The sequence below is a fragment of the Streptomyces sp. NPDC007901 genome (assembly GCF_042959465.1).
Classification (GTDB): domain Bacteria; phylum Actinomycetota; class Actinomycetes; order Streptomycetales; family Streptomycetaceae; genus Streptomyces.
The window spans coordinates 353,552-370,460 of record NZ_JBIBKW010000006.1 but is presented as its reverse complement, the minus strand read 5'-3'; the positions used below and the strand labels follow the sequence as shown (position 1 = coordinate 370,460).

At 71.2% G+C, this 16,909-nt stretch carries 15 protein-coding genes and 4 pseudogenes; 9 read left to right on the top strand and 10 right to left on the bottom strand.

The window, feature by feature from the left end:
* The first annotated feature begins 359 nt into the window (after nucleotides 1–359).
* Nucleotides 360–2,105 (top strand): esterase, encoded by a 1,746-nt coding sequence (locus ACFZDK_RS22065; protein ID WP_390974751.1) that lies wholly within the window; start codon nucleotides 360–362, stop codon nucleotides 2,103–2,105.
* A gap of 45 nt (nucleotides 2,106–2,150) precedes the next feature.
* Here ACFZDK_RS22065 and ACFZDK_RS22060 read toward each other — a convergent pair.
* From ACFZDK_RS22060 to ACFZDK_RS22050, 3 pseudogenes are all read right to left on the bottom strand, one after another.
* A pseudogene (locus ACFZDK_RS22060) lies at nucleotides 2,151–2,771 on the bottom strand (TAXI family TRAP transporter solute-binding subunit); the annotation flags it as partial.
* 13 nt (nucleotides 2,772–2,784) lie between these two features.
* Nucleotides 2,785–3,127: pseudogene (locus tag ACFZDK_RS22055) on the bottom strand (HAMP domain-containing protein); the annotation flags it as partial.
* A 198-nt stretch (nucleotides 3,128–3,325) separates the two neighbouring features.
* Nucleotides 3,326–3,538 (bottom strand): annotated as a pseudogene (locus tag ACFZDK_RS22050) (response regulator); the annotation flags it as partial.
* A 301-nt stretch (nucleotides 3,539–3,839) separates the two neighbouring features.
* Between ACFZDK_RS22050 and ACFZDK_RS22045 the strand changes: the two are divergent.
* On the top strand, nucleotides 3,840–5,135 hold the full coding sequence (locus tag ACFZDK_RS22045) for an MFS transporter (protein ID WP_390974749.1): 1,296 nt from the start codon (nucleotides 3,840–3,842) through the stop codon (nucleotides 5,133–5,135).
* Nucleotides 5,136–5,151: 16 nt separating this feature from the next.
* Here ACFZDK_RS22045 and ACFZDK_RS22040 read toward each other — a convergent pair whose 3' ends face one another.
* Together ACFZDK_RS22040 and ACFZDK_RS22035 are read right to left on the bottom strand one after the other, a co-directional pair.
* Nucleotides 5,152–5,700 (bottom strand): HEAT repeat domain-containing protein, encoded by a 549-nt coding sequence (locus ACFZDK_RS22040; RefSeq protein ID WP_390975047.1) that lies wholly within the window; start codon nucleotides 5,698–5,700, stop codon nucleotides 5,152–5,154.
* A gap of 67 nt (nucleotides 5,701–5,767) precedes the next feature.
* Nucleotides 5,768–6,367 carry a TetR family transcriptional regulator gene (locus tag ACFZDK_RS22035; RefSeq protein WP_390974747.1) on the bottom strand — a complete coding sequence of 200 codons (600 nt, stop codon included), beginning with the start codon at nucleotides 6,365–6,367 and terminating at the stop codon, nucleotides 5,768–5,770.
* A 117-nt stretch (nucleotides 6,368–6,484) separates the two neighbouring features.
* Here ACFZDK_RS22035 and ACFZDK_RS22030 point away from each other — a divergent pair, with 117 nt between their 5' ends.
* Nucleotides 6,485–7,144, top strand: coding sequence for a redoxin domain-containing protein (locus tag ACFZDK_RS22030; RefSeq protein ID WP_390974745.1), 660 nt, complete (start codon nucleotides 6,485–6,487; stop codon nucleotides 7,142–7,144).
* 44 nt (nucleotides 7,145–7,188) lie between these two features.
* Here the strand turns inward: ACFZDK_RS22030 and ACFZDK_RS22025 are convergent.
* Nucleotides 7,189–7,914, bottom strand: a pseudogene (locus tag ACFZDK_RS22025) (DUF1152 domain-containing protein).
* Nucleotides 7,915–8,088: 174 nt separating this feature from the next.
* On the opposite strand from ACFZDK_RS22025, the gene ACFZDK_RS22020 reads away from it, so the two are divergent.
* Nucleotides 8,089–8,922, top strand: coding sequence for a hypothetical protein (locus tag ACFZDK_RS22020; RefSeq protein ID WP_390974744.1), 834 nt, complete (start codon nucleotides 8,089–8,091; stop codon nucleotides 8,920–8,922).
* Between the two features lie 111 nt (nucleotides 8,923–9,033).
* On the opposite strand, the gene ACFZDK_RS22015 is transcribed toward ACFZDK_RS22020, so the two are convergent.
* Together ACFZDK_RS22015 and dacB are read right to left on the bottom strand one after the other, a co-directional pair.
* Entirely contained in the window at nucleotides 9,034–9,801 is a 768-nt protein-coding gene (locus ACFZDK_RS22015; protein WP_390974742.1) for an alpha/beta fold hydrolase, read from the bottom strand.
* Between the two features lie 222 nt (nucleotides 9,802–10,023).
* On the bottom strand, nucleotides 10,024–11,358 hold the full coding sequence (dacB, locus tag ACFZDK_RS22010; RefSeq protein ID WP_390974740.1) for a D-alanyl-D-alanine carboxypeptidase/D-alanyl-D-alanine-endopeptidase: 1,335 nt from the start codon (nucleotides 11,356–11,358) through the stop codon (nucleotides 10,024–10,026).
* A gap of 385 nt (nucleotides 11,359–11,743) precedes the next feature.
* Here dacB and ACFZDK_RS22005 point away from each other — a divergent pair, with 385 nt between their 5' ends.
* The 4 genes from ACFZDK_RS22005 (at nucleotide 11,744) to ACFZDK_RS21990 (ending at nucleotide 14,013) form a co-directional block, all read left to right on the top strand.
* Nucleotides 11,744–12,181, top strand: coding sequence for an XRE family transcriptional regulator (locus tag ACFZDK_RS22005; RefSeq protein WP_390974738.1), 438 nt, complete (start codon nucleotides 11,744–11,746; stop codon nucleotides 12,179–12,181).
* 103 nt (nucleotides 12,182–12,284) lie between these two features.
* The gene (locus tag ACFZDK_RS22000; protein WP_390974736.1) at nucleotides 12,285–12,662 is read left to right on the top strand and encodes a hypothetical protein; all 378 of its coding nucleotides are present in this window, start codon (nucleotides 12,285–12,287) and stop codon (nucleotides 12,660–12,662) included.
* The gene (locus tag ACFZDK_RS21995) at nucleotides 12,644–12,808 is read left to right on the top strand and encodes a hypothetical protein (protein ID WP_390974734.1); all 165 of its coding nucleotides are present in this window, start codon (nucleotides 12,644–12,646) and stop codon (nucleotides 12,806–12,808) included. The genes ACFZDK_RS22000 and ACFZDK_RS21995 overlap by 19 nt, the downstream gene beginning before the upstream one ends.
* Nucleotides 12,796–14,013 carry an MAB_1171c family putative transporter gene (locus tag ACFZDK_RS21990; protein WP_390974732.1) on the top strand — a complete coding sequence of 406 codons (1,218 nt, stop codon included), beginning with the start codon at nucleotides 12,796–12,798 and terminating at the stop codon, nucleotides 14,011–14,013. The genes ACFZDK_RS21995 and ACFZDK_RS21990 overlap by 13 nt, the downstream gene beginning before the upstream one ends.
* A 10-nt stretch (nucleotides 14,014–14,023) precedes the next feature.
* Here the strand turns inward: ACFZDK_RS21990 and ACFZDK_RS21985 are convergent, their stop codons facing one another.
* Together ACFZDK_RS21985 and ACFZDK_RS21980 are read right to left on the bottom strand one after the other, a co-directional pair.
* Nucleotides 14,024–14,467 (bottom strand): hypothetical protein, encoded by a 444-nt coding sequence (locus ACFZDK_RS21985; RefSeq protein ID WP_390974730.1) that lies wholly within the window; start codon nucleotides 14,465–14,467, stop codon nucleotides 14,024–14,026.
* A 36-nt stretch (nucleotides 14,468–14,503) separates the two neighbouring features.
* The gene (locus ACFZDK_RS21980; RefSeq protein WP_390974729.1) at nucleotides 14,504–15,550 is read right to left on the bottom strand and encodes a hypothetical protein; all 1,047 of its coding nucleotides are present in this window, start codon (nucleotides 15,548–15,550) and stop codon (nucleotides 14,504–14,506) included.
* Between the two features lie 127 nt (nucleotides 15,551–15,677).
* Here ACFZDK_RS21980 and ACFZDK_RS21975 point away from each other — a divergent pair, with 127 nt between their 5' ends.
* The gene (locus ACFZDK_RS21975; protein ID WP_390974727.1) at nucleotides 15,678–16,895 is read left to right on the top strand and encodes a metallophosphoesterase; all 1,218 of its coding nucleotides are present in this window, start codon (nucleotides 15,678–15,680) and stop codon (nucleotides 16,893–16,895) included.
* The last annotated feature ends 14 nt before the right edge of the window (nucleotides 16,896–16,909 follow it).

The following is a 16,909-nucleotide window of genomic DNA, read 5'->3' as shown; positions in this document are numbered from 1 at the left end:
TGAGGACGTTCTGCAGCTTCCAGCCGTTCCCGGAGCCCATGTTGATCTCGCGCCACCGCATGTGCCCGTCGATGGCGTTCTTCGCGGAGTTGCAGGGCATCGTCTCGACGGTGCGGCCGTAGCCGGTCAGGCAGTAGCCCGCCCAGTCGACTTCGTTCCAGGTGCTGATCAATATGCCGCGCATCCAGGGAGAGACTTCTAACAAAACTATCATCAAAATTGTTAACAATCGAGCTAGCTCCTTGCCTACAGTCGGGGACTCGGATGAGCCGCACAGCCGGACCCGCCCGCGGTGTCGACGAGACGGTGCGCAGGTACGGCTGTGACCCACGTAACCCGCTGCACAAGGAGGTCCACGGGTGGACATCAACCGCAGAGCCGTTGTCCGAGGCGCCGCGGCCGTAGCCGCGTTCGGAATCGCCGAGGGCGCGGCAGGCGCGGCCTTCGCCGGCACGTCGTCGTCGGGCAGCTCGTCGAGCGCGTCCTCGGCGTACTCGCTGGACTTCGATTCCACCGCCTGGTCGTACGACTCGACCAACGACGTGTATTACCAGATCGGGAAGGTGTACGTCACCAACCCGGCCGCGACGGACATCGAGAGCCTGTCGATCTACGTGCCGGGCGCGTACCTGAAGGCCACGGCGAACAGTGACGGGACCACGTACACCGCGACGGTCGACCCGAAGGGCACCGTCGGCGACTACTCGGGACGCACGGCGCCGATCGTGATCCCGGTCAACACCCCCGGCTACGCCGCGCAGAAGCCGGCCACGTCGTACAACTACAGCAGCGTGTCGCAGTATCTGCAGGCCGGGCACATCTACGTGTGGCCGGGCCTGCGCGGCCGGGACACCTCGACCAGCACCCGCTCCGACGCGGCCCCCTGGGGCGTGACCGACCTCAAGGCCGCGGTCCGCTTCCTCCGGTACAACCGGAGCGTCCTGCCCGGCAGCACGGACGACATCGTCCTGTTCGGCATGAGCGGCGGCGGCGCCCAGGACACCGTGGCGGGCGCGTCCGGCGACAGCCCCCTGTACCACCCCTACCTGCGCACGATCGGCGCGGCGATGGAGGACGCCAACGGCCGCCCCCTCAGCGACGCGGTCGCCGGCGTCATGGCCTGGTGCCCGATCACCAGCCTGCACGAGGCCAACCTGTCCTACGAGTGGAACATGGGCCAGTTCGCCTCGACCGGCACGCGCGCGTCCGGCACCTGGACCAGTGCCTACTCCGCGGACCTCGCGAGGGCCTGGCCCAGGTACGTGAACCGGCTGGGGCTGCGCGACGAGCGGGGCAGGCGCCTGCAGCTGACCGAGTCCGACAGCGGCATCCACCTGGCCGGCAGCTACTACGACCACCTGATCGAGGTGATCACCACTTCGCTGAACAACTTCCTGTCCGACAACACCTTCCCGTACACCATCACCACGATGGGCGGCCCGCCCGGATCGGGCCAGACGGGGTCCTCCACCACGTACGAGACGGTCGACGACTACATCGCCTACCTCAACACCGACAGCACCTGGGTCACCTACGACGCCACGACCAACACCGCCACGGTGTCCGGTCTCCCGGGCTTCGCCAAGAGCCAGAAGGCCGCGAGCAAGCCGGTCGGCGCGTTCGACGGGTACTCCCGCGGGCAGACCGAGAACGGTGTCTTCGCGATGGGGCTCAACGCCCCGGCGCACTTCGCGCCGCTCACCCGTGACGTCATCAAGGTGAACGAGTCGACGTACGCGACGTACTCCGACTGGGACTCCGGCTACGGCTCCGCGGCGTACGACAGCGACTTCGCCAAGAAGGACAGCGTCGGCAAGGACATGGCCTGGCGGGCCGACGCGTACAACCCCCTGTACTTCCTCTCACCCGCCTTCGGCGGCTACCGCCGGTCGACGCCGGCGCGCCACTGGCGCATCCGCACCGGCATCATGCAGGGCGACACCGCCAACACCACCGAGATCAACATCGCGCTGGCCCTCAAGAACTACGGCATCCGCGACGTCGACTTCGCCACCGTCTGGGCCCAGGGCCACACCCAGGCCGAGCGCACCGGCGACTCGACGACGAACTTCATCAACTGGGTGGCGTCCGTCACGAAGAGGTAGCCGCATCCGTCCGAACAGCCCGGGCGCCTGACCGACAAGTCCCGGTCAGGCGCCCGGTACCCGAGCGAAGCCGTTCGGCAGTGCGTTCGGACAACGGCACAGGACTTCCCGAATTCCCTCTCCGGCCCGGACATCACACTTCTCCGGTACATGCCATTGCGGCCGCGGGGGCGGTCCAGCGTCGTTGAGCCACCCTCGGCCGGCGCCGGGGCCCGCGCCGTCCTCGACGAGAAGCACCGGACGCGCCCGGGCCCAGCCGTGCAGGGAGCGGTACGCCGCGGCCGCGCCAGGATGCAGGGCGATACCGCCCGTGCCGATCAGGCTGCCGACGTCGAGGAACTGGGCGCCTACGGCATGGGCGGGGACGAGTGCGGTGGCGCGGCGGACCAGTACCCGGGTGAGCGCGTCGGCCACATGGCGGGGCAAGTCGGGACGGCACACCAGCAGGTTGGACACCCCGACGGTGGCGACACCGCTCGCCGCCCGGTACGCACCCGCCGGAAGCCGCACCTCCGCAAGGCCCGAGCCCGCCAGGCCGACGCGCCCGCCGAGGCGGGGCAGCAGACCCGCCAGTGGAAGAAAACGCAGGCCTGGCGAGTCGTCGAGGTCCGAGAGGACGGGGATGGGGACACCGCCCACGACGAGCACGGCCTCGACGGAACCGGCCCGTACGGCGCGGGTCGGCGACGAGCCGGCGCTGCTGCTCCAGGGCGGCCGTGACCGTACGCGCCATGCGGTTGAACCCGGCCGCCAGTTGGCGCAGTTCCGCTGGTCCGCCGGCCCGGGTCTGCTCCGGCGGTAGCCCTGCGGCGAGTCGGCCGACCGCGTGGTCGAGGCGACGCAGCGGGCACCACCCAGTCGGTGGCGGCGCGCGCGAGGACCGTGCACGCCAGCGCCACCAGTGTGGTGCCCGCGAGGACGACCGCCCAGCGCCAGGTGATGTCGCCCCACACCTCGTCCAGCAGTTGCTGCCGATGGACCGCCGTGCCCGCCCGGCCCGCCAGTACGGCGAGGACGGCGAACTCCTTGGCGGTCAGCTCGACCTCCGCCCCACCGACCCGGACCCGGCGCGCGTCGAGGTCCACCTCCACGTCACCGACCCGCACCGTGCGCGCCGAGTGCGTGTCCGGGGCCGCCGCGGCCCGCCGGGTGACGGCATCGATACGGGCCGGCAGCTCGGCCAGACGTACCGGCTTGACCAGATAGTCGTCCGCCCCGAGCCGCAGCCCCCGGACGACCGAACGCTCGTCGCCGCGCGCGGTGAGGATCACCACGGACATGCCACTCACCGCCCGCAGCGTGCGCAGCACGTCCAGGCCGTCGGCATCGGGCAGGCCGAGGTCGAGGAGCGGCAGGTCGGCGCTGCGGTGGTAGGTCAGCACGTCCCGGCCGTGCCGCACGCGCCGGGTGATGTGCCCGTGGTCGTACAGCACCTCGACGAGGGCGGCCGCCACCCCGTCGTCGTCCTCGGCCAGCAGAATGTGCACCGCCCCAGTATCCAGCCAATTCTGTGGACGATTCTGTGAACAATCTCGCTGCGGGAATGTTCGGGAACGTCAAGGACGGGTTAGTTCCGCGCCCCGGGGTCTCGGCCCGCCGAGCCGGACCAGCGACGCTACAGCGACCTGCGATACCACATCGCCGCAGGTCATCCGCTGTTCCCGCGCTCTACGAGGAAGGACACCCCGTGGCCACGACAGACACGCCCCCGCCTCCCGCAGCCCCTGGAGGGCGATGATCGGCGGCTCGGTCGGCAACATGATCGAGTGGTACGACTGGTTCGTCTACTCCACCTTCTCCGTCTACTTCGCCTCGGCGTTCTTCCCCGAGGGGAACGCCACCGCCCAACTGCTGCGCACCGCGGGCATCTTCGCGGTCGGTTTCTTCATGCGGCCGGTCGGCGGCCGGCTGCTCGGCCGGATCGGTGACCGCAAGGGCCGCAAGTCGGCGCTGACCACCACCGTGACGCTCATGTCGCTGAGCGCCATCCTGATCGCGATCGCCCCGACCTACGACCAGGCCGGCCACTTCGGCGCCGCGGTCCTGCTGATCGCCCGGCTGCTCCAGGGCCTGTCGGTCGGCGGCGAGTACGCGGCCGGCGCCACCTACCTGACCGAGGCCTCGGCGCCCGGCAGGCGCGGCTTCTTCTCCAGTTTCCAGATGGTGTCGATGAAGCTGGGCCAACTCGTGGGCCTCGCCCTCCAGATCGTCCTGCAGCACACCATGTCCGAGGCGACGCTCTCCTCCTGGGGCTGGCGCGTCCCGTTCGTCGTCGGGGCGATCGGCGCGGCGGGCATCTTCTGGCTGCGCCGCAACCTGCTGGAGACCGAGGCGTACGGGGAACTGGACGAGTCCGGCGCGGACGGCCCGGCAGCGGACAGGCGCGGCACACTGCGCGGACTGCTGGAGTACAGGCGGGAGTTCGTGCTGATCATCGCGTTCAGCATGGGCGGCACACTGTGCGACTACACGTACTCGACGTACATGACCAAGTACCTCTCCAACACGGCGGGCCTGAGCAGGACCGACGCGGCCCTCGTCAGCTTCGTCGCCATCGCGGTCATGATGCTGATCCAGCCACTGGCCGGTGCGCTCTCCGACCGGGTGGGCCGCCGCCCGTTGCTCATCGCCTTCGCCCTCGGTGCGGTCCTCGGGACCGTGCCGCTCATGACGGCGCTGGGCAAGGTCACGACCGCCGGCGGGGCGCCGGCGCTCATGCTGACGGGCCTCGTCATCATCACCGGCTACACCTCGATCAGCGGCGTGGTGAAGGCCGAGATGTTCCCGGCCCATGTGCGCGCTCTCGGCGTGGCCCTGCCCTACGCCATCGCCAACGCCCTGTTCGGCGGCACCGCCGAGTACGTGGCGCTGTGGTTCAAGGACGCGGGCATGGAGTCCGGCTTCTACTGGTACGTCACGGCGTGCTCGGCGGTCTCCCTGATCGTGTACGTCAGCTTGCGCGAGACGCGGGACGCGGTGTTCTTCCAGCCGCAGAAGGCGGGCGCGGACCGGGAAGTGATGGCGCCGTGATCATCGACTGCCACGGTCACCGCACGGCCGTCCCGGACGGAAGGATCCGTTCGTAGATGGTCCCACCCGGTGTGTACCAACCCGCTTTCTTGCGCACCGCAGGGCTCGGGTCGTTGGCGTGGGACGCCCTCAAGGCGGCAACGGCGCGCGTGTCGGAGTGGACGAACTTGCCGACGAGTTCGGCGGCCATGGCCCGGACGTGCGGGTCGGGGTCTGACGCCAGGTGGTGCAGCGCGGGTTCGAGGACCCGGTCCGGGCCCGGTGCGCAGGTGTCGCCCTTGCACCGATCGCAGGCCAGAGCGTGGAAGGCGGCGATCCTGACACGCGCATCGGAGTCGTCCGCCATGAGGACGAGTTCGTCCATCGAGTCGGTGTCGACCAGGTGGTCGAGAAGGCGGCAGCAGCCCTCGCGGACGGCCGGATTCCCGTCACGCAGGCCGGCGCGGATGGCGCTCACCGCGTTCTCCCCGCGTCGCAACAGTTCCCGGTATGCCGCAACGGTGCGCTGAGGATCGCCCAAGCATGAGACGAGGGCTTCGTTGTCGGTCCTGACGAATCCGAGCATGACCTCAGTCTTGGGTCGGGCGGCGAATCCCGGCAAAGGGTTTTCCACGCCGTTGAAGGGCACCGGGTTACTCGGCTGCACGGCTGTCGAGTGACCGCAGTGCGGCGGTCACCGTCGTGCGCAGCGAGGTGGCGTCGGCGCCCGCGCGGGAGCGCAGGTTGACGCCGTAGGCGAGCAGGGTCAGCAGGTCGGCTGCCGTGGCCGGGTCGGTGCCGTGGGCCAGCTGGCCTTCGGCACCGGCGACGACGAGCACCGCGTGCAGGGCTGCCCGCAGTTCCTCGTGGTGCTGATCGAGGAAGGCTCGGACGTCGGGGTCGCCGTTCTCCGCGCCGGCCTGCGCGTTGGAGATCATGCAGCCCCAGCGCGCGTGCTCACCCGTGCACCGGACCCCGATCAGCGCGTCGAAGAACTCGGCGACGGCGGGCAGCCCCCGGCTGTCCTCGGCGAGCATCCGGAACGCCGGCCGGGACCACTGCTCCCGGTAGCGGTGCAGCGCGGCGAGGTAGAGCTCCTGCTTGCCGCCGAAGGTGGCGTACAGGCTGGAGCGGTTGAGACCGGTCGCGGTGACGATGTCCTGGATCCCGGTCGTGGCCATGCCCTGCCGCCAGAACAGCCGTACCGCCGTGTCCAGCGCCGTGTCCGGATCGAAGTGCTTGATGTCAGGCATGTGCCACCCCACGAACTTGAAACAATGGTTCCAAGATACCTGGTGCGAGGCAGGACCGGCCGCTATCTTGAAACGGTCGTTTCAAGTAGCTCGTTCCACGGATGAGGAGCAACGCCGATGACCGACCTCGCCACCGAACTGCGCGCGCTCAACGAAGCCCGTGACCGGCACATCCCCGCCGAGATGCGCCAGGTCATGGACCGGGCGGCCGTCGACCTCGCCGACTCCGGGCAGGCCGGCCGCGCCCGCACCGTCGGCGAGCCCGCCCCGCGGTTCACCCTGCCCTCGGCGACCGGCGTCACGGTGGCCCTGGACGACCTGCTCGCCGAGGGCCCTGTCGTCCTCACCTTCTACCGCGGCGCCTGGTGCCCGTACTGCAACCTCGCCCTGCGCGCCCTCCAGCACCATCACGCCGACATCACCGCGCGCGGCGCCCGCCTGGTCGCCGTCTCCCCGCAGATCCCCGACGAGTCACTCACCCTCACCGAGAAGCACGGCCTCGCCTTCGACGTGCTCAGCGACCTCGGCTCCGACACCGCCAAGCAGTACGGCCTCGCCTTCGACCTCCCCGACGACCTCGCCGCCGCCTACGACAAACTCGGCTTCGACCTCCAGCGCGTCAACGACGGCCACCCCCGCACACTCCCGGTGCCCGCCACCTACGTCATCGACCGCGAGGGCGTGATCCGCTGGGCCTTCGTCGACACCGACTACACCGCCCGCGCCGAACCCGCCGACATCATCTCGGCCCTGGATGCCCTCGACGAAACCCGATAGGTGTCGCGGGACATGACGCCCGCGGTACCGAACCGGAGGAAGGCTCAGTGCGGGAATGCCCGTGGTGGTCGCTGGCGGGGCAGCGTGCTGCGGAACTCCTCGATCACGGAACTCACCTGCCGCATCAGCGAGGTCCGTTCCAGCAGACCGAGGTAGAGGGTGCGGCGGGCCAGTCCGGGCAGGTCCACGCAGAAGTACAGGGCCATCAGCGGGTTGATGAACAACTCGCCGCCCTTGGTCCGCTCCGTGAACCGGACGTCGCCGAAGTCACCCCGCACGGCGGCGGCGACGGATCCGTTCACGATGCTCGGTTGGCTCGCGGTGTGGCGCTGGGCATGCGCCACCGCGTCGAGATACAGCGCGCCCTCGCGCGCCGCCCGAGCAGCGAGAACGCGCCCAGACAGGCGCCGTCCCGGTCCAGGGCGGCCAGGTTCTCCAGGACGAGCGAGTGGTTCACGCCGTGGTACGCGTCCACTCCGAAGCCGAGGCAGGCCACCAGCCGGTGCGGGACCTCGTCGAGCCCGCTCACGGCGGCCAGGCTCGCCATGTCCTCCTCCGGGGTGCCGAGACCGTGTTCGTCGCCGCGCATCAGGATGTCGGGTCCCGACGGCCGCGACGTCCTGGTCCACCCACACATCGAGGTCCAGGCCGTACAGGTCGGCGAAGGACAGGTTGGCGAGGTGCACCTCCTTGCCCGCCGACCGCAACGCGAGCGCGAGCGGCAGCCCGGCGTACACGTCGAATCCGCCGCCGGCACCGGCGATGAGCACGCGTCGCGCGTCGCGCAGGCGGGTGAAGAACGCTGTGCCGGTGGGTGCCAGATGAGCAGCAGCCTGCGTTGCCGGGCAGGGGTGGCTGACGCCAGGACGTTGAACGCGCTTGACGTTCCAACGGCCTCGGGGGCGGACAGCGGGGCACTGACGCCCGCTAGTAGCATCCCTCGCATGACGGGGCGGGTGTGGCGGCTGGGTGTCGTGGCGGTGCTGGCGGCGATCTGCGTCTCCGGTCCGGAACACCCGTACACCATCCGCACAGCGTCCGACCTCGGCCCCCTGCCGGCCGACCGCTACGACTACACACCGCAGGACCACCAGCGGTCCCAGCGGGCAACGGCGTTGCTGGTCCGGCAGTGCATGGCGGAGCACGGCCACCGGGACTTCCCGCTCGACCCCCGCTACCCGAGCGACCCCATCGTCGCCACCGCGGTCAGCACCGACTACGGCGACCTGGATCTCGCCGCGGCCCGTCGCTGGGGTTACGGCTGGGACCCGGCCAAGTCCCTGGCCTCCCGGCCGAAGGGTCGAAGGATGACCAATGCCGAATACGCGGACTTCCCCGACTGCAACGCTGAGGCGAGCCGGCGGCTGCTGCGGGGCATCGACGTCGAGCGGGACTGGCTCTACGCAAGTACACGGGCGGTCGCGATCAACAAGGCGGTCAAGCGCGACCCGCGCCTCCGCGCGGCCTGGGACGTGTGGTCCCGCTGCGTGGCGGATCAGGGATTCACACGCTATCCCGACCCCGTCGCGGCGTACACGGACCCCGCCTGGCACCGGAGCAGTGACGGCAACACCCGGCACACGCAGCGGGAGCGGGCCACCGCCGTCGCGGATGTCACCTGCAAGCTCCGGCACCGCACGGCCGAGGTCTGGCACGCTGCACGGGCGCGGCAGCAGGCCGTGGACATCGCACGGCACCGCGATCGCTATGCCGCCGGGCTGCAGGCGCTGCGGACCTACCGGGCCACCATCGCCGAGGTGCTGCGGAACCTGGGCTAGGACTTGTGGGCACGGCCGCGTGCTGGTGTGCACGGCACACCGTCCGATCCACGCCCACCATGGCCCCATCGACGCGACGGGCCGCAGCTGATCCCCGTACGCCGACCGGGGTCAGTCGAGAAGGAGCGTGACGGCCCCCGAGCCGGCGGCCCGTCCGAGTCGCCGGAAGGCGAGGTAGCCGCCGAGGCTCGTGCCGGCCAGTCCGAGGCGTGCGGTGTCCACCTCGGGCACGGTGCGGGCGAAGTCGACGACGGGGGTGACGACGGCCTCCCAGTCCGGGCGGAAGTGCAGGCCCTGCTCGCGGACGGTGCTGCCCTGGCCGGGGCCGTCGAAGGCGATGACGTGGTAGCCGCGCCGCAGCGCGCCGGCGGCCAGTGCGAAGTAGTTCTCCTCCAGGGTGGAGTCGTAGCCGCCGTGGTAGAGCAGGGTCGGGCGCGGGGTGCCCGAGTCGTCGGCGAGGAACAGGTAGCCGGGCAGCGTGGTGTCCTCGTAGGCGATGCGCAGGGCGCGCGCCGGAGGGTCGAGCAGGGCGGCCGCGTCGGCGAAGGTCTGCTGGGAGGCCTGGGCCAGCCGGGCCGACTCGGCGTCGTCGGCGGGGTCCTCGCGGCGGTAGAAGTCGGCGGTGCGGAAGTAGTTGGAGGCGCGCAGCAGGGCTTCCCGGGCGCTGACCCGGTGACCGGCGGCCAGCGCGTCGCGGCCGATGCGTTCGATGCGCGCCGCCGTCGCCGCCCACCGGGTCGACGATGCTTCCTCGTCGCCCTCCGGGATCTGCCGGCAGGTGACCAAGACCTCGCCCAGGTCGGCGCCGGCGTAGGCGGCGTATCCGGCGGCCCGCAGTGCCTCGAAGGAGAAGGATTCGTCGTCGTAGAGGAATTTCATCTTCGGCCCTCTTCGGGGAGTTCCTGGATGAAGGGGCAGCCCAGCTCGCTCGGGTCGGCCGACGCCGACCGCGTCTGGTGTCTCGGCCGGTGCGGGCCGGGTGCCCCGGATGGGCGGCCCGAATCCCTGGTGTTTGGTAAGAGGCGTCGCGGGTACTCGTCGGCGGCCGTTGAAGGCCGCCGACACCGGGTGAGCGCGCCGTTCCCGTCTTCGGCGACGCCGTTACGCCCAGCAGCCGTTGACCGTGGCGGCGAGACCGTCCAGGGCGTCCTTGGTGTCGGCCGCGGCGGCGGTGGAGTTGTTCTCGATGAAGGAGAAGACCTTCCAGCGCCCGTCCGCGGCCTTGGTGAACCCGCTCAGTGCGATCGCGCCGGTGAGGGTGCCCGTCTTGGCCTTGACCTTTCCGACGGCGCACCGCGAGTCCGCCGTGTCGAAGCGGCCCCATTCCGGGCCGAGCGTGCTGCCCGCCTCTCCCGCGACGGGCAGTCCGTCCACGATGTACCTCAGGGTTCGCGCATGCGCGGGACTGTCGGCCAGGTCAAGGATGTCCGCGATGGTCCGCGCCGGGATCCGGTTGGCCCGGGAGAGCCCGCTGCCGTCGTGGATCAGGAAGTGGTCCAGGGAGATGCCGTACCCGGCGAGTACCTGGCGCACGACCGCCGTCCCGTCCTCGAAGGTCGCCGGACGGCCGGCGTGCAGCGCGGTCATCCGCAACAGGGTCTCGGCGATGTCGTTGTCGCTCACCTTGAGCATGTGCTGCACGACGACGGACAGCTGGTCGGAGCGGTGCAGGCCCACCGTGACGTCTCCCGAACCGGCCGCGCCCCGGGTGACGTCACCGACGACGGTGACCCCGCGCTCGGCGAGAAGGTGGGCGAAGACGGTTCCCGCGTCCAGGGAGGTGTCCGTGACGTGGTGCCCGTCGACCACCAACGCCCGGACCGGGGCGATCGAGTCGGGGTAGTAGCCGTCGTTCCATCCGGTGGCGAGCGTCGGCTCGGGGAAGAGGCTGTCGTCGACGCGGACCTTCACCGAGGTGCGGCCGGCGTGCCGCAGTCCCGCGACGGCCGTCTGCGCGAGTGCGTCGAGGTCGCCGGTGGTCAGGGTGCGGTCTCCACCGCCGACGAGGGTGACCGTGCCGTCGCCGTAGACCACCTTGGTGGTGAACCGGGAGGTGGGGCCGAGAACGGTCAACGCGGCGGTGGCGGTGGCGAGTTTGGTGTTGGACGCGGGCATCAGCGCGGTCGTCGCGTCGTGTCCCCAGACGACTTTGCGCGATGTGGCGTCGAGGACGACACCGCTGAGCGTGCTGCCGAGACGCGGGTCCTGTCTGCGAGTGTTGAGATGTGCGGCGATCCGCTGCTCGGCGGGGTCGAGTCCGGCGGAGCCGGTCTTGGGAGCGGCCTTGCCGGCGGCGAAGGCCGACGGGGCGGTGAGCAGTATCCCGGCGACAGGGGTGGCCACCGCGAGCACGACCGCTCGGCGAAGTGACGGGCTCGCCTGCTTCGGCTTGCGGTGGCGTCCGCTTCGGTGAGCGGTGGAGCGGGAGTTGAGCATGGGGGACCTCAACATGTGGGGCGAACGACGCGGACTCGGAAAGATCTTGGAGTGAGAAGCACCTGAAGGATCCCGGCCATTCATGAGGTTCTTGTCAGGGTGTGTCGGTGCTCACATCCCGGGAATGCCGCCCCTTGGGACATCGGCCACCCAGTCGACCACGGCGGTCTTCACGCGGGCGCCAACGCGGCCCGGCGCTGTCGCCCTTCGGCGCAGTCACGGTGCGGCGCAGACTCTTGAGAGTGACGGCGAGGGCTGCGGTGACCAAGAGTCGTCGCGCACACACGCGGCGGACCAGGACCGTCACCGCGGGCGTAAGCTAGGGTGAACGGGCATCCCGGAATCGATCCACCGAAGCTGATGCAGGACCAGAGGGGGGCCGCACGTGAGCACCGCCGACGCGTCTTCGCCGACCACCCTCGCGGACAAGATCGACGCGCTGTTCCGCATCGTACGGCGTCCCAACCGTGAGCAGTTCAGCCACGAGGAGGTCGCGCGGGCGTGCCGGGAGGCCACCGGGGAGAGCTTCTCCGCCACCTACATGTGGCAGTTGCGCACCGGCCGCCGGGACAACCCGACGAAGCGCCATCTCGAAGCGCTCGCCCAGTTCTTCGACGTCCCCGTCGCCTACTTCTTCGACGACGACCAGGGTGCCGCCATCGCCAGGGAGCTGGAGCTGCTGGGGGCCCTGCGGGACGCCGGGGTCCGGAGTGTGGCGCTGCGGGCGGTGAACCTCTCGCCCGAGGGTGTGAACACGATCAGCGACATGATCGACGTCCTGGCCCGGCGGGAAGGCGCGGGCGGCGCCCGCAGCGACGGCTGACCGCCCGGTGAGACGGTGGCGGCGCGGCGGTCACGGGGAAGAGGGACGGGGCGTGCGGAGCGGTCGGGGCGACAAGCGTTTGTGGCAACGGTGTCGGGTCCTGGTGGACGGCCTCGATCTGCCGACCCCCTTCGACACGGCCCGGTTCGTCGACATGCGGGCGCGGACCCGGGGCCGGCCGATCGAGCTGGTGCCGGTCTCCGCCCGGCCTCACCTCCCGTGCGGACTGCTCGTCACCACTGACCGGACGGACCGCATCCTCTGTCCCGCGGACACCACGCCCCTGCACCAGCAGCACATCCAGCTGCACGAGGTCGCGCATCTGCTGTGCGGTCACCACGAGACCTCCCCCGCCGCGTCCTCGGCGGCGCAGGTGCTGCTGCCGACCTCCCGGCGTCACTGGTCCAGCGGGTCCTGGGCCGTACCGTCTACACCGAGCCGCAGGAGGAGGAGGCCGAGCTCGTGGCCTCGCTCCTCCTGAACCGCGCCGCGCAGCAGGACCGCGCGGCGGCCGGCGTGACCGCGCCGGCCGGATCGGCGGAGGCCCGGATGCGTTCCCTGTTCGCCCCGCCCGAGCGGCGGATCGCCGACCGGCCGGTCGCCCGGCGGCGCTCGTGGAGAACCTGACCGCGTGTCTCGCCGCGCTGGTCTTCCTGGTGTTCGCCGGGCACCGGCTGACGCTCACCCGTGGCGGCGGAGCGGATCCGGCGCACCGGGACGTCGCCGGGTTCGCGCTGTGCGCCGGAATGGCGATGCCGCTCAACGCCCCCGCGGTGCTGCACGTGCTGGAGCGGTTCGTTTCCGCGCCCTGTGCCGAACTGCTGCTCACCTGGGAGCTGAAGGCGGCCGCGGGCACCTTCCTCGCCCTGGTCGCGCTGACCCTCGATCCGCGCGTGGCCGGACCGGTGCCGATGAGGCGCCGTCGCCGGATCGGCGCCGCCGTCGTCGTCCAGGCGGCCGCGCTGGGCCTGTTCCTCGCCTCCGGCGTCACCGCCGACGGTGCGTACTTCGTGGCCGCGCCCGGCCGGGGCCGGGTGCTGGCCGCCTACAACGTGCTCTTCGTCGCCTACCTCTGCTGGAGTCTGTGCGTTCTCGCCCGTGCCCTGGTCCGGCACGCGCGTCAGACCCCGCCGGGCCCGCTGCGCACCGGGTTGCGGCTCGCCGCGCTGGCCACGGCCACCGCGGTGGTGTGGACCCTGTGGACTCTCGACGATGCCGCGGCCAACATCACCACGGGCCGGCAGGGGCTGAGTGAGGACCTCCTCTCCACGACCCTCGGCATGCTCACCGCCGTCCTGGTCACCGCCGGCGCCACCGCCACCCTCTGGGGCGAGCGGATCACCGCCCCGCTGCGCCGGCTGCGCGCCCGCCGGACCCACCGGGCCCTCGAACCCCTGTGGACGGCGCTCCATACCGAGCTGCCCGAGATCGCGCTGGACCCGGATGCCGCCCGCCGCCCCGCCCTGCGTCAGGCGGAGTTCGCCCGGTACCGCCGGGTCATCGAGATCCGGGACGGCATCCTGGCGCTACGGCCCGACCAGCGGGCGGAAGCCCTCGACCGGACCGTGCGGGCACTGGACGGTACCGGCCTCGCGGCCGTCGACCGCGAGGCGGTCCTCGAAGCCGCCGTCATCGCCGCGGCGCTGGAGGACAAACGGGCCGGACGGCTGTACGACGGCGCTCCGGACCAGGCGGGACCGACGCCTTCGGCGCGACTGGAGACCGTCGAGGACGAGGCGGCCTGGCTGGTGCGTGTCGCTCGGGCGTTCACCCGCTCCCCCGTGGTGCGCGACATCCGCGAGCGGGTGCGCGCCGAGGTCACGGCGGACTGAGCCGTGGGGGTCACATGCCGGCGAGGCGCTGGACCTTGCCGAGTTCGCAGGTGATGTCCGAGGTGACCTGGGCCGTCCCGTCGGCCGTCTCCTTCGCCTGCTGGTTCGCCTCCAGACTGTTCGCGATCGCGGCGCCCTCCGCCACCCTCGTCCCGCCGCCGTCGACGAACTCGAGCTGGATGGTGTAGGTCGCGGTGTCACTGCCGTGGTTGGTCACCGTGAGTTCGGCCTTGGGGATCTTCGTGACGGCGTCGACCGCACAGGAGCCGATCGTGACGTCGGCCGAGGTGGCCGCGCCCTTGCCGACAGTGGCCGTCGGGGGGACGGCGGTCGGGGTGCTCTTGTCGCCGCCGGTGACAGCGGGACCGTCGCCGGACGAACACGCGGTGACGGCGGCCAGGGCGGCCACGGCCAGCAACGCCGCCGTGGACATGGTCCCTGTTCGGATGCGCAACGGAGCTTCTCTTCCTTCTGAAGGAGTGAGGGGAACCTATCGGGCCGAGGTCGCGGGGTCGGGTTCCGCGCCGGTGAGCAGCGGGCCGAGGTCCTTGGCCGTCCAGGCGTCGAACAGCACGCGCGTCGAACCGGTGGGCCGCGCGGTCAGTCGTACGACATGGGAGGGGCCGCCGATGACCTTGGCGCGCGGCTGGGTGAGGAGCTTCGACCAGGGTTCGTCGGACAGGCGGGAGGTCGTCGATCTCACCCGGCCGGGCCAGGCCGACGCGATTGCCTCCGCCGCGTCCCGGCTCGCCGTCGTCATGCAGACGGCCTCCGTGGCATCGCCACCCGACGATCCCAGGACACCGATGCCCAACGGCGTTTCCGCGGTCGCCGGGTCGAGGCCGATCCGTGCTGCCTCGACCTCGCCGAGACAGTCCGCGATCCGGCCGACCGCCTCGTTGTCGGCCAGCGGCTCGGTGCCGGTGAGCGCCTGGTCGAGGTCCGCGCTCGCCCCTCCGTAGACGATGCGTCGCGGCGAGACCCGTACGACGTTCAGCGCGGTGGGGATGCCCAGTTGTGCGAGCGGATCCTTCTCGTCGATCTTGTGGTGGTCGCGGATGATCCAGGCCGTCTCCCCGCCGGCGAGGTCGTGCTTCGCGTACCCGAGCTTGCGCAGCTTCGCGCCGATCGACGTCGTGTCGAAGGATCCGTACAGGACACCCACCGGGTCGGGCGCCTGACCGACCGACAGGGCGGACCGGGCCGCGAACGGATCGATGCCGGCGAGACCGGGCAGCAGCGCCGCGGCATCCGCCAGTCGGGACTCGCCGTAGCCGAGCAGCGGGTCCCGCTGCGCGCCGGACCCGTCGCCGCTGCGGGAGCGGACCCCGGCCACGTCGCCGAACTCGATCCAGTCTCGCGTCAGTCGGGTGTCCTGCACGTGGCTCAGTGCGGTGACCAACTTGGTTCGCGGTCTCTTGCCCTCGTCGTCGCTCTTCCCCGCGCCGCTCGTGCCGCAGCCGCTCGCGATCACGACCGACAGCGCCGCGCAGGCGCCGGTCGCCCACCGCGCGGCGCGGGATCGTTCCAGTTTCACGAATCTGCCCCCGAGTCGATGATCTGAACTCAGATGGATGAGGCTACATCATCCATTCATTTCAGCTGCGGCTGTCGGCCGACCGGATACAGTGCGCGAGACGGCAGCCCGGTCTGGGAGGGAAAGCGTGACCGACACCAGCAGCACACGGCCCGCCGAAGGCGAGGCGCAGGCGCCGCGGCGGAGCCGACTGGCCCGCCTGATGCGCTACATCCCCCTGATCGCCCCCGTGCTGCTGTGGGCCGTGCCGTGCGGGGTGCTCCTGTACACCGGCCAGCACTGGCCGCCGGCCGTCACGCTGGCCGGCACCGCCCTGTTCGTCCTGGGTCTCGTCGGTATGCCGCTCGCGATGGTGCGCGGTCACGGCCGGCGTCAGCAGGACGGGGCGGCGATCGTCGGTGACACCCTGCTGGGTGCGAGCTGGGTTCTGTTCACCTGGTCCGTGCTGCTCGGCGTCCTCCTGCGGCTCGCCCTGACCGTGGCCGGCGTGGGCGAGAGCCAGGACCGGGCCCGCATCGTCACGTGGGCCGTCCTCGGCACCACCGCCGTACTGCTCGCCTGGGGATACGCCGAGGCCCGCCGGGTTCCGCGTGTGCGCCGACTCGACGTGGAACTCCCGCGTCTGGGTGCCGGGTTGGACGGCCTTCGGGTCGCCCTGATCACCGACACCCACTACGGCCCACTCGATCGGGCCCGCTGGTCGGCACGGGTGTGCGAGACGGTGAACACCCTGGAAGCCGACCTGGTCTGCCACACCGGCGACATCGCGGACGGCACGGCCGAACGCCGCCGCGCCCAGGCCGCCCCGCTCGGAACCGTGCGGGCCACCCGGGCCCGGGTCTACGTCACCGGCAACCACGAGTACTACAGCGAGGCCCAGGGCTGGGTCGACCTGATGGACGAGCTGGGCTGGGAGCCGCTGCGCAACCGCCACCTGCTGCTGGAACGCGGCGGCGACACCCTCGTGGTCGCCGGCGTGGACGACGTCACCGCCGAGTCCTCCGGCCTGGCCGGGCACCGCGCCCACCTCGCCGGAGCCCTGGACGGCGCCGACCCCGACCTGCCCGTCCTGCTCCTGGCCCACCAGCCCAAGTTCGTCGACCGGGCGGCAGCGGACGGGGTCGACCTCCAGCTCTCCGGCCACACCCACGGCGGCCAGATCTGGCCCTTCCACTACTTGGTCCGCATCGACCAGCCCGTCGTGGCCGGCCTCAGCCGCCACGGCGCCCGCACCCTCCTCTACACCAGCCGCGGCACCGGCTTCTGGGGCCCGCCGTTCCGCGTCTTCGCCCCCAGCGAGATCACCCTGCTCGTGCTCCGCTCCCCGCACGCACGGGGAGCGTGAACGGGCTGGAGCGC

Coding starts and splice junctions, on each gene's coding strand:
- dacB (WP_390974740.1), bottom strand. CDS start 11,358: ATGCTCAACTCCCGCTCCACCGCTCACCGAAGCGGACGCCACCGCAAG.
- ACFZDK_RS22045 (WP_390974749.1), top strand. CDS start 3,840: ATGATCGGCGGCTCGGTCGGCAACATGATCGAGTGGTACGACTGGTTC.
- ACFZDK_RS22040 (WP_390975047.1), bottom strand. CDS start 5,700: ATGCTCGGATTCGTCAGGACCGACAACGAAGCCCTCGTCTCATGCTTG.
- ACFZDK_RS22015 (WP_390974742.1), bottom strand. CDS start 9,801: ATGAAATTCCTCTACGACGACGAATCCTTCTCCTTCGAGGCACTGCGG.
- ACFZDK_RS22035 (WP_390974747.1), bottom strand. CDS start 6,367: ATGCCTGACATCAAGCACTTCGATCCGGACACGGCGCTGGACACGGCG.
- ACFZDK_RS22020 (WP_390974744.1), top strand. CDS start 8,089: ATGACGGGGCGGGTGTGGCGGCTGGGTGTCGTGGCGGTGCTGGCGGCG.
- ACFZDK_RS22030 (WP_390974745.1), top strand. CDS start 6,485: ATGACCGACCTCGCCACCGAACTGCGCGCGCTCAACGAAGCCCGTGAC.